5 protein-coding genes are annotated in these 12,048 nt (G+C 61.2%); 3 read left to right on the top strand and 2 right to left on the bottom strand.

Annotation, left to right across the window (positions count from 1 at the left end; genetic code table 11):
- Positions 1-46 precede the first annotated feature (46 nt).
- Positions 47-985: a LysR family transcriptional regulator gene (locus LDN75_RS19160; RefSeq protein ID WP_223934282.1), complete on the bottom strand. Its 939-nt coding sequence runs from the start codon at positions 983-985 to the stop codon at positions 47-49.
- Positions 986-1,225: 240 nt separating this feature from the next.
- On the opposite strand from LDN75_RS19160, the gene LDN75_RS19155 reads away from it, so the two are divergent.
- From LDN75_RS19155 to LDN75_RS19145, 3 genes are all read left to right on the top strand, one after another.
- Complete coding sequence (locus LDN75_RS19155) at positions 1,226-2,341, top strand: PrpF domain-containing protein (protein ID WP_223934281.1); 1,116 nt, start codon at positions 1,226-1,228, stop codon at positions 2,339-2,341.
- A gap of 47 nt (positions 2,342-2,388) precedes the next feature.
- Positions 2,389-3,837 (top strand): SLC13 family permease, encoded by a 1,449-nt coding sequence (locus tag LDN75_RS19150; RefSeq protein ID WP_223934280.1) that lies wholly within the window; start codon positions 2,389-2,391, stop codon positions 3,835-3,837.
- Positions 3,838-4,084: 247 nt separating this feature from the next.
- A complete protein-coding gene (locus LDN75_RS19145; RefSeq protein ID WP_223934279.1) occupies positions 4,085-4,888 on the top strand; it encodes an alpha/beta hydrolase in 804 nt (267 codons plus the stop codon).
- 49 nt (positions 4,889-4,937) lie between these two features.
- Here LDN75_RS19145 and LDN75_RS19140 read toward each other — a convergent pair whose 3' ends face one another.
- Positions 4,938-11,588, bottom strand: coding sequence for a carboxypeptidase regulatory-like domain-containing protein (locus tag LDN75_RS19140; protein WP_263422334.1), 6,651 nt, complete (start codon positions 11,586-11,588; stop codon positions 4,938-4,940).
- Positions 11,589-12,048: the final 460 nt, after the last annotated feature.

The following is a 12,048-nucleotide window of genomic DNA, read 5'->3' as shown; positions in this document are numbered from 1 at the left end:
GTTCCACCGGCGCAGGCGGTGGTCTCTCTCGGATCCAGCGACAGCCTTAGAGGTAATCCCCAACGTGGTCCCGGGCGATTTCCAAAAGAGTTGTGTGGAACGCGACCTCGGCGGGGGCATAGACCTTGTCCTGGCGTTGGGCAAGGAGCACCCGGCGCAGTGGGGCAGCAGCTCCGAGGCTCAGGACCCGGACGTCGGGGTGTTGGAGTGCGACGGCGGTTTTCGGCACCATTGCGACGCCCATTCCAACGCTGACCATGGCCTGTGCTTCCTGGTAGTCGTTGGCCAAGAATCCGATGGTGGGCTCGAAGCCGGCTTCGTTGGCCGAGCGTCGGAGGACTTCCACCACGGGGTGCGCGTCCGCACGCACGATCCAGGATTCCTTTTTCAGATCCTCCATCTTTACTTCATCGAGGTCGGCGAGGGGGTGTCCTTTAGCCACCAGGATGACTGTGCTTTCCTGGAAAACTTCGGTTGTCCGGATAGCGTCGTCATGGAAGCGATTCCAAGGGTAGTCCCAGAGCAGGCAAAGGCCGGTCTCTCCGGATTCGAGGTCCGAGACCAGTTCCTCAAAACGGGCGCTGCGGACGGACAGGCTGATGGCCGGGTATCGCTTCTTGAAAGCGCGGATCACGAGCGGCAAGAACGATCCGGCGAGGGTGGGAAACGTGCCCACTGTCAGGGACCCGCGTCGAAGTCCAGCGATCTGGTCCAGGTCGTTCCGGGCGGCGCGCATCTGTCCCACCATTTTGCGGGCGTGCCCGGCGAGCACCTGGCCGGCTTCTGTCGGCACCACGCCACGCGAGCGGCGGGTAAGAAGCGGCTGCCCTACTTCCTGCTCAAGCTTGCGCAGTTGTTGGGAGACCGCCGATGGCGTGTACAGCATCAGATCGGCCGCAGCAGTGATGGATCCTTGCTCCACCACCTCAACCAGCAGAGCCAACCGCCGGATGTCGAATAATTCCTGGCCATGATCATTAAGCATCAGTTAACTCTCCTCTTATTTTGGTTCATTCTATGCAATCCTGCGCGATTTCCCCTAGCTATTGCCCCGAAAGCAGCCAGTAGCCAAAATGTAGGCAGCCTTCAACAGCTCAAACCGCAGTGAATGAAGCATCTCTACATACCCCGTAAAATATCCAACATTGTCTTCATTTGTGATGCGGATCATTCTTCTTATAGGCCCCTGAAACCCAGAGCGGCATGAGGAGATGGACGGATTGCCATGAAGATTGAAGCGGAATGGATGCGTGGAGGCACCAGCAAGTGCTGGGTCTTCGAAGGTGAACACCTGGACGAAACCCACAAGGACCTCGACTCGTTGCTGCCCCGGCTTTTCGGCAGCCCGGACCACCGCCAAATTGACGGCGTCGGAGGATCAACCTCCACCACCAGCAAGGCCATGATTCTGCGCCGTCCCGCCGACCAGGATGTCGACGTCGAGTTCACCTTCGCGCAGGTCGGCATCGAGGAAGCGGCCGTGGACTGGGGGAGTAACTGTGGAAACTGCTCCGCAGTTGTTGGACTGTACGCGATCGAGAAGGGCTGGGTGACGCCCAGCGGTGACAACACCCGAATCGTCACGCGCAACACCAACACAGGCCAGATCATCATCCAGCGCGTTGCCACCCCCGCGGGGGCTCTGCCGATCGTCCCGAATGCGGAGATGCCCGGCGTCGTATTTCCCGGCTACCGGGTGGGCCTGGGCTTCAAGGATCCCGCCGGAAAGACGACCGGGAAGCTGCTGCCCACCGGCGAACCGACGGACACGATAAGCGCTGGCGGGACGCGCTGGACAGTTTCAATGGTCGACGCCGGAGCTCCGGTTGTGATCGTCAAGGCTGAGGAGCTGGGCCTGGACACCGCCCGCTTCGAAAGTTGGCAGGCGGGAGTAATGCTTCAGTTGGACACCCTGGACCAGATCCGGCGGCAGGCCGCAGTCCGCATGGGCCTTGCCCCAACCGTCAAGGATGCCGCCCGCGCTATCCCCAAGCTCGCGATAGTCGGTGCCCCCGGCGCGGGGGACACCGGCGATGTCAACGTCATGATGCTCTCCATGGGCAAGCCCCACCCGGCCCTGGCAATTACCGGAAGCATCGCCCTGACGCTTGCAGCAAGCACCCCAGGAACTGTCCTCAACAGCATCACGGGCAGTGAACCGCGGTCCATCCTGCGGCTTCGTACTCCTGCGGGCGTGATCGAGACCTGGAGCGAAGAACGCGACGGGTCCTTGTTGGTCGGGGTGGACCGTACGGCACGCACTATCGCCACCACTACCCTGCATCTCCCGGAACTCCTCGGCAGCGCCGTCGAGCCTTCCTTCGCATCAGCCGCCCAATAACATCCGCTGCTCAGTGAAATCAGCCCACTCAACGAGGAGTAAAGACCATGACTAAGACCGATTACCAAGCCGCCCCCACATCAGTGGATGATGTTCAGGAGGCTGGTTCCAAACGTCCCAACCGCAGCCGCCGTATCCTGCTGATAACAGCAGCCGTGATTGCTGTCCTGGGTCTGGCCGCTCTGATGTTCGGAGGCGCCATTTTCAACCCGGCGGCCACCTCGGGAACGGAGCCGACCTTGACCGCTACGCAGATCATTCCCTTGGTCATCCTCGTGGTCATGTTCGTTGTCGCTACCAAGTGGCCCCTGAACATCGGTGTGATGGGGCTGGTAGCCTCGTTCGGCGTCGGGTATTTCATGCTGGGAATGACCGATAAGGAGATCCTGGAGGACTTCCCGGCCAGCATCGTCCTGACGATCATCGGCGTGACGTACTTCTTCAGCATGGCAAACCGCAATGGAACCATCGACATCATCGTGCAGAACTGTGTGCGCCTCGTCAGGGGTAAGACGCTGCTGCTGCCGTGGGTCTTCTTCCTTATTGCTGCCGCGCTGACCTCGCTGGGCACGTTCTCGCCGGCCGCCGTCGCACTTCTGGCACCTGCTGCCATGGGATTCGCTTACGAGTCACGCATCCACCCCGTCCTCATGGGTGCCTTCGTCATCAATGGCGCACACGCCGGTGGGTTCTCGCCACTCTCGGTTGCCGGCGTCCTGGTCCACAACATCGCACATGACAACGGCTTCCCCATTTCCCAGGGCGGACTCTTCGCGGCGAGCTTCGCCATCAACCTGCTCCTCTCGGCACTCTCCCTGGCTTTGTTCGCGGTCTTGGGCAAGCTGAAGGACGGCGCCGGGGTCCAGAACATGGACCTCGAAACTCCCCGCACCACGCGGCCTCACGGCCAGCAGATCATCACGCTTCTGCTGATCGCCGTCATGCTCGTCTGCACGTTGGGCTTCCGGATGCCGATTGGCTTTGTTGCCCTTTCCGCCGGCCTGCTGCTGGCGCTGATCAACATCAAGGAACACCGGACCTTCATTGGCGGCGTTTCCTGGTCCACCGTCCTCCTGGTGGCCGGCATGATTACGTACGTCTCCCTGCTGCAGCATGTGGGAGTTATCGACACCCTTGCAGAGATGGCTTTGGCGCTCGGCGCACCGCTGCTGATCGCGTTGGTTCTCTGCTACGTGATCGGCGTCGGCTCTGCATTTGCCTCGTCCACAGCGCTGCTGACCGCCTTCATCCCGCTCGCCGGGCCGCTGCTGGCCTCCAGCACGTTGAGTGCATCCGGAACGGTCGCAGCCCTGGCTATCGCAGCAACCGTGGTGGATGTTTCGCCCTTCTCCACCGACGGCGCACTGATCGTGGCCAACGCCCAGGAGTCAGACCGTCAGCGCGTCTACAAGCAGCTGATGATCTACGCCGGTGGAGTGGTCCTGGTGGCGCCCGCTATGGCTTGGGCCCTCCTCGTTCCGACCGGCATCCTCTAAGCCGCACGTTTTCACATGACTGCCGGCAACTCCAGGTCGGTACGCGGAGGGACCCGCCCTGCATACCAACGCAACAGGTAACCCGACAGACGGGCGCAGGACTGGATGATCCCAACGCACCAGAGGCGGGGCCACCTAACAGGGTGGCTCCGCCTCTGTCGTGTCGGCAGCGAGAACGCCGACGGAGCTGGCACCGGCCCGTGCGGATGGGTGACGGCGGGCGTACTCTGGCCGCATGGAGTCAGAGGTGAGGACAATCGCTCTGCGCACCGGGATCAACGTGCCCTGTTTTGTGCAGGGTCACCTTGGTGAAGCGAACGACGACGGCGCGGCGCCCTTGGTCTTGTTGCATGCGTGGGGTGAATCCTGGCGGAGTTTTGAGCGGCTGATTGCCTCGCTGCCGTCCGTTACTCTGGTGGCGCCGGACCTACGCGGCCATGGTGGGGCCGACAAGCCAGAAGACGGGTACTCGCTGCCAGCGGTTGTGGAAGACGTAGTTGCAGTGTTTGATGCGTTGGGTTTCGCGAGGGCTCACGTCTTGGGTTCATCCAGCGGGGGATACGTGGCGCAACAACTCGCTGTGATGCATCCGGAGCTCGTGGCCTCACTGACTCTGGTGGGATCTCCCTTGAGCCTGCACGGGAAACCACCGTTTGCGAGCGAAGTCGAGGAGCTCACTGATCCAATTTCGGGGGACTGGGTCCGTGAGTCTTTGTCCTGGTACCGGCTGCTGCACACCGTGCCCGCCGCGTACATCGAGGACAGGGTGCAGGATGGTTTGGCCATGCCGGCAGCCGTTTGGAAGGCTTCCCTGCGCGGCTACTACGAGGCTGTCCCGCCATCGGAAGCCGGCACCATCTCAGCCCCGACGCTCATCCTGTGGGGCGCGCATGACCACCTGGTCCCACGACACCATCAAGAAACCCTTGCCAGCCGTATCCGTGGTGCTCGGTTAAGGATCTACGAGAAGACGGGGCACTTGGTGTTGTGGGAGTGCCCGGAGCGGGTTGCTGAGGATGTTGAGGGGTTTCTGTCGGGGGTTGCGGGGTAGGGGCGGCTGACCATTCGCTGGGACATATCGAGGTTACGAGGAGCGACTCTTAAACGACCGCGGCGGTTGCTGCGGAGGTCTTGCTTGCGGTGGCGTAGCCGGCCTTGCTGCCGGTCACGGTGACGGTGATGGTTTTGCCGACATCCCCGGTGACCGGGACGTAGGTCGCGGCAGTACCACCGGTGATGGAAACACCGTTGGCTTTCCATTGGTAGGTCAGGGTGACTGGGGATGGTCCCCAAATACCTGGTACCGCGGTGAGGGTCGATCCGACCTTGGCTGTGCCGGTGATGGTGGGTACCGGTGCCGGTCCCAGCGCTGGCAGGGCCACGACCGCCGCGGTTGCTGCGGAGGTTTGGCTGGCGGTGGTGTATCCGATCTTGCTGCCGGTCACGGTGACGGTGATGGTTTTGCCGACATCCCCGGTGACCGGGACGTACGTTGCGGCAGTACCACCGGTGATGGAAACACCGTTGGCTTTCCATTGATAGGTCAGGGTGACTGGGGATGGTCCCCACACGCCCGGTACGGCGGTGAGGGTCGATCCGACCTTGGCTGTGCCGGTGATGGTGGGCGCCGGTGCCGGGGCCAACGCCGGCAATGCAAGGACCGCGGCGGTTGCTGCGGAGGTCTTGCTTGCGGTGGCGTAGCCGGCCTTGCTGCCGGTGACAGTGACGGTGATGGTTTTGCCGACATCGCCGTTGACTGGCACGTAGGTCGCGGCCGTAGCGCCAGTGATCACGAGACCGTTGGCTTTCCATTGATAGCTCAGGGTGACCGGGGATGGTCCCCAAATACCCGGTACCGCGGTGAGGGTCGATCCGACCTTGGCTGTGCCGGTGATGGTCGGCACCGGAGCCGGCGACAACGCTGGCAGGGCCAGGACCGCGGCGGTTGCTGCGGAGGTCTTACTGGCGGTGGCGTAGCCGGCCTTGCTGCCGGTCACGGTGACGGTGATGGTTTTGCCGACATCGCCGGTGACTGGCACGTAGGTCGCGGCCGTAGCGCCAGTGATCACGAGACCGTTGGCTTTCCATTGATAGCTCAGGGTGACCGGGGATGGTCCCCAAATACCCGGTACCGCGGTGAGGGTTGACCCGACTTTCGCGGTTCCCGTGATGGTGGGTACTGGAGCCGGGGCCAACGCCGGCAGGGCAAGGACCGCGGCGGTTGCTGCGGAGGTCTTACTGGCGGTGGTGTAGCCGATCTTGCTGCCAGTCACGGTGACGGTCAGAGTCTTGCCAACATCCCCGGCTACCGGCACGTACGTGGCAGCGGTACCGCCCACCACCGCGACGCCGTTGGCTTTCCATTGGTAAGTCAAGGTCACCGGCGCGGGGCCCCAGACGCCCGGCCCCGCCGTAAGTGTGGACCCCACCTTTGCCGTTCCCGTGATCGTCGGAACCGGAGCCGGACTCAGCGCTTGGGCTGGGAAGGCCAGGTTGAGGGTCGTGGTGCTGCCGCTGACCATGGCCACAGGCTTTGCAGCAGCTTCACTTGTCACGTTCCCTGAATACAGGTCTCCCAGTTCCGGGTTCCCGGTGCTGACCTTGACCACATACTGGCCCGTGCTCAGTCCCGGAATTGAGTATTTGCCAGTGGAGTCCGTCCAGGAACTACGTGTGACGAGCGAGCCGTTGGTTGTATAGGCGTACACGGGAACACGGGCCACTGGCTTTCCAGCTTTGTCGAGAACAGTTCCACTGAGTGTGCTGCCGGCGGTCAGGGTCGCGTTGACGTTCAGGACTGGTTGTCCGGCTTGGACTGCCAGCGTGGAGGCCTGTCCTACGCCCGCCGACTCGGGTTTGTTCTGGTAGAACTGGGCTTCCTCGGTGGAGTAACCACTGGAACGGTTGAACGCCACCTTGTAGGACCCGGCGGCAAGCCCAACGACGCTGAAGTTGCCGGCCTGATCGGAATAGCCTTGCTTGACAGCTTTGCCAGTCCCGTCAAGGACCGTGACTGGTGAATAGCCTTGCCTGGACCCGGAGATCTTGCCGGCAATTGAAGCGCCGAGTTGGGCCGTGAAATTGACAGATGCCTTCTCCAGCCCTGCGGTCAGCGCCAAGGATGATGCCGTTTCAAACGAGGCTCCGCCATACCACTGGTCGGTTGCTCCGCTGCTGGAACCCTCAAGTTTTGCCTTGTAGGAGCCCGTGGGCAGACCGATGATCTTATAGCTGCCATCCGCACTGACCCTGGTCGACTCCACCGGCGAGCCGGCGTTGGTTGCCGAGTAGACGTGGACGTAGGCGTTGGCCGGAGTGATTCCGGCAGCAGCCGAGAGCTTGCCGCTGATGCTCGCACCCTTAACCAGGGTGGCGTTGACGCCGGCGAGATCTTGGCTATTGGTGAGGGTGACGGCGTTGGCCGTGGCGAAGGAGGCAGCGTTGGCGTGCCACTGGTCCAGGGCACCAGTCCCGTTGCTCGCGAACTTCAGTTTGTAGCTGCCTGCAGGAAGCCCGATGAGCTTGTAGCTGCCGTCCGAACCGACCCTTGCGGATTCCACAACGGCATTGGCCGAATCACTCTTGTAAAGCTCCACTCTCGTGTTTTGAACTGCTATGCCGGCCGGCGCGGTGATCTTGCCGCTGATGGTGGCGCCCTTGATGTAGGCGGCGTTGACAGCGGTGAGGTCCTGCCCTGTGGTGACGCTCACTGCCGTGCCCGTGGCGAAGGTAGTTCCGTTCTTGTACCAGAGATCAAGGGCACCGGTGTCGTATCCACCGAAGTTCAGTTTGTAGCTGCCGGCCGGGAGGCCAATGAGCTTGTAGCTGCCATCTGATCCGATGGATGCGTATTGCACGTACCAGCTGGGGTCGTCGGCCTTGTACGCATAAACGTAGGCGCTGGCCAGACTGACACCGGTCGGTGCGGTGATTTTGCCGCTGATCGTCGCACCCTTGACGAGGGTGGCGTTGATGCCGCTGAGGTCTTGGCCCGTGGTCAGAGTGACTGTGGTGCCGGTGGCGAAGGACGTAGCGTTTGCGTGCCACTGGTCCAAGGCCCCGGTGTTGTTTCCACCGAAATTCACTTTGTAACTTCCAGGGGGAAGCCCGATGAGCTTGTAGCTGCCGTCGGACCCGACCGAAGTGCTCGCGACGGACGAATAGGCGTTGTCGGATTTGTAGACGGCGACGCTGACACCGCCCAGGCTGACTCCGGCCGGTGCCGTAATTTTGCCGCTGATCGTCGCGCCCTTAACAAGCGTGGCATTGAGACCGATCAAGTCCTGACTGGTAGTCAGGGTGATGGACGTGGCGGTGGCGAAGGATGACGCGTTGCTGTGCCACAGGTCCTGCGCTCCGGAACCGGAACCGGAGAACTTCAGTTTGTAGTTGCCGGCCGGGAGCCCAATGATCTTGAAGCTGCCATTGGAACTGAGGACGGAGTTCGCGATCGGGTAGGACTCGGTATCGGACTTGTAGGCGTAGGCCCTGATAGTGGAAAGGCTCACGCCGGCCGGGGCGGTGACTTTGCCGCTGATCGTCGCGCCCTTGACCAGCGTGGCGTTGATGCCGGTGAGGTCCTGCCCGGTGGTCACTGTGAGAGTGGTGGCAGTTTCAAAGGAAGCGGCGTTGCTGTGCCACTGATCCAACGCCCCTGTCTCGTTTCCGGTGAACTTCACCTTGTAGCTGCCAGCCGTGAGGCCGCTGAACCTGTAGCTGCCGTCGGAACCGAGATCGGCGGAGCCCACGTTGTAGTCCTTGTTGTCTGTCTTGAAGAGCTCCGCGCGGGTGTTGGTTAGATTGACGCCGGCGGTTGCGGTGACTTTACCGCTGATGGTCGCGCCTTTGACCAATGTGGCGTTGACGCCTGCCAGGTCCTGGCCCGTAGTCAGGGTGACGATGGTGGCTGTGTCGAAGGAGGCGGCGTTACTGTGCCATTGCTCCAGGGCACCGGTGTTGTTTCCCTCGAAGTTCACTTTGTAGCTGCCTGCAGGGAGCCCAGTCACCATGTAAGTTCCGTCGGAACCGACGTACGAGTACGACGCGTAGGATCCCGGGTCATCGGACTTGTAGACATAGACCCTCGCGTTCGCAAGGTCGACGCCGGTTGGTGCGGTGACTTTTCCGCTGACAGTCGCGCTCTTCACGAGTGTGGCGTTTATACCGGTCAGGTCCTGGCCGGTAGTGACGGAGACCACCGTGGCGGTTTCGAACGACGCCGCGTTGCTGTACCACTGGGCCAAGGTCCTTGAGTCGTTACCGCCGAATCTCACCTTGTAGCTGCCAGCCGGAAGCCCAGTGAACTTGTAGCTGCCGTCGGAACCAATATAGGTGGAATCCACATACGTGTACTCGTTATCGGAACTGTAGATGGAAACCTGCAAATATCCGAGGCTGACTCCGGCCGGTGGCGTGACCTTGCCACTAATCGTCGCGCCCTTCGCCAACGTGGCGTTGATGCCTGTGAGGTCTTGGCCGGTGGTGACGGTGACCGCCGTCGCGGTTTCAAAGGAGGCCGCGCCGCTGTGCCACTGGGCGAGCGCGCCTGTGCCGCCGCCGTCGAACTCCACTTTGTAGCTGCCGGCTGGAAGCCCGGTGATCTTGTAGCTGCCATCGGAAGCAGGGTATGCGGAGCCGATGGTGGGGTAGGAGGAGTCGGATTTGTAAATCGCCACCCAGGTGTCGCGGACGTCTATGCCAGCGGGTGCTGTGATTTTGCCGCTGACGGTTGCGCCCTTGACGAGGGTGGGATTGATGCCGGTGAGGTCCTGACCCGTGACGAGAGCGATGACAGTAGCGGTGTCGAACGACGTGGCTCTTAGGTGCCACTGATCGAGTGTTCCTGTGCCATAGCCTGAGAATTTCAGTTTGTAACTGCCAGCCGCCAGACCCCTGAACTTGTAGGTGCCGTCCGGGTTGGCGTAGGCAGAGGCTACGGGAGAATAAGAATCGCTTGTCTTGTAGAGCTCTGCCCGCGTGTTGGTCAGGTCAACTCCCGCTGGCGCTGCGATCTTGCCGCTGATGGAGGCGCCCTTGACGAGAGTGGCGTTGACCCCCGTGAGGTCCTGGCCTGTGGTGAGAGTAATTGTGGTGGCGGTCTCGAAGGATGCCGCGTTGCTGTGCCACTGGTCCAGGGCGCCAGTGTTGTATCCACTGAACTTCAGCTTGTAGCTTCCGGCAGGGAGCCCAATGATTTTGTAGCTGCCATCAGAACTTACAGAAACCGACTTAACGGGGGAGCTGGAGAAGCTGGCGCTATAGGCGTACGCATACGTGTTGTAGCCCAGAGTCACTCCAGTGGGCACTGTAATTTTGCCGCTGATAGTGGCGCCCTTGATGAGGGTTGCGTTGATGCCGGTGAGGTCCTGGCCCGTGGTGAGAGTAATTGCCGTGGCGGAATCGAAGGATGTCGCGTTGCTGTGCCACTGGTCCAGGGCCCCGCTGTTGTAACCCGTGAAGTTAAGTTTGTAAGACCCGGCAGGGAGACCGATGAAACTGTAGCTTCCGTCGGAACCGACCCACGTGTAGCTATAGTACGAGCCGGCGTCGTCGGCCTTATAGAGATAAACGTAAGTATTAGGGAGGGTGACGCCGGCGGGTGCGGTGACTTTGCCGCTGATGGTGGCGCCCTTGACGAGTGTGGCGTTGACGCCAGAAGCGTCCTGGCCAGCGGTCAGGTTGATAGCAGTGGCGGTCTCGAAGGTCGCGGTGTTGTTATACCACTGCTCCAGGGCCCCGTTGCCGTTTCCTGCGAACTTCACCTTGTAGCTGCCAGCCGGAAGACCGATGATCTTGTAGGTCCCATCGAAGCCAGGGTAGGCAGACGCGAGATAGGACGATTCGTCGCTGGCCTTGTAGACGTAGATTCGCGTGCTTTGGAGGCTGACGCCGGCTGGTGCCGTAATCGTGCCACCGATGGTGGCGCCCTTGATAAGCGTGGCGTTGATTCCCGTGAGGTCCTGGCCGCCGGTTATGACAATGGCGGTCGCGGCACTGAACGACGCGGCGTTACTGTGCCACTGATCCAGCGCCCCTGTGTCACCGCCGGCAAACTTCAGCTTGTAGCTCCCAGCTTGCAGTCCAATGAACTTATAGGTGCCGTCCGAATTGACATATGCGGAGCCTACGAAGGAATTCTCCGAGCTTGCCTTGTAGAGCTCAACGCTTGCGCCGCTGACGTCGATGCCGGCAGGTGCGGAGACTTTTCCGCTGATGGTGGCGCCCTTGATAAGGGTGGCGTTGATGCCGGTGAGGTCCTGTCCGGCGGTGAGGGACACGGCGGTGGCTGTTTCGAAGGTCGCTGCGTTGTTGTGCCACTGATCCAGGGCGCCAGTGTCGTAGCCAGTGAACTTTAGTTTGTAGCTGCCAGCTGGAAGGCCGACGATCTTGTAGTTGCCGTCGGAACCAACGTACGCGGACTCGGCGTACGAGTCGCCTCCGCTGGTTGGGTAGGCCTCAACCTTGGCGCTATTGAGGTTGACGCCCGCTGGTGCGGTGACTTTGCCGCTGATGGTGGCTCCCTTGACGAGCGTGGCGTTGACCCCAGGGAGATTCTGACCGCTGGTGAGTGTGACGGCGGTGGCGTCGTCGAATGTGGAAGCGTTGCTGTACCACGTGTCCAGGGCACCTGTGCCGCTGGCCGAGAATTTCAGTTTGTAGCTGTCTGGTTGAAGTCCCGGCACGTTGTAGCTGCCATCGGAAGTGACCCAAACAGAATCGACGTAGAAGTCAGGCGAATTGGTTTCATACACCTCCACTCTCACATTGCTGAGAATGACGCCCGTGGGCGCGGTGACCTTACCGCTAATGCTGGCAGGTAAAGTTTCGGCTGCGGACGCCTGGAGGCCTCCTAAGAAAAACATCCCAGCTGCAGCAGCAAGAAGAACGGATATCCAGACACGCAGATTTGTAGCAAAGCGCAGCACAGGCCCCCCAATATGTACAAGCGGCTCCCAGAGGTGAACGAAGTCTCTGGGGCCGAAGCTCGTAATTTAGGCTTAGTGTAGCGATCGGAGCCACGTTTGCACTAAGAAGTCAAATAATGACAAAGGGGCTCGGGTATTCTTTGGCGGGGAACTGCCGCTCCTCCATTCTGAAGTTTGGATGTGCAGCTAAGCACCTTTCGCCGTGCACAGGTGTCGAATGAGAAGGCACATTCTTGGGGCGCTGCGCAGTTTGCTTAATAGAGAAGGAAACATTGGGGAAGACTGT

This window comes from Arthrobacter sp. StoSoilB5 (genome assembly GCF_019977235.1).
GTDB lineage: Bacteria > Actinomycetota > Actinomycetes > Actinomycetales > Micrococcaceae > Arthrobacter.
The sequence above is the reverse complement of the archived record's forward strand: the minus strand, read 5'-3'. Positions and strand labels throughout refer to the sequence as shown.

Excerpts from the sequence above, each read along its gene's own strand:
- LDN75_RS19150 (WP_223934280.1), top strand. The coding sequence starts at position 2,389 with ATGACTAAGACCGATTACCAAGCCGCCCCCACATCAGTGGATGATGTT.
- LDN75_RS19160 (WP_223934282.1), bottom strand. The coding sequence starts at position 985 with ATGCTTAATGATCATGGCCAGGAATTATTCGACATCCGGCGGTTGGCT.
- LDN75_RS19155 (WP_223934281.1), top strand. The coding sequence starts at position 1,226 with ATGAAGATTGAAGCGGAATGGATGCGTGGAGGCACCAGCAAGTGCTGG.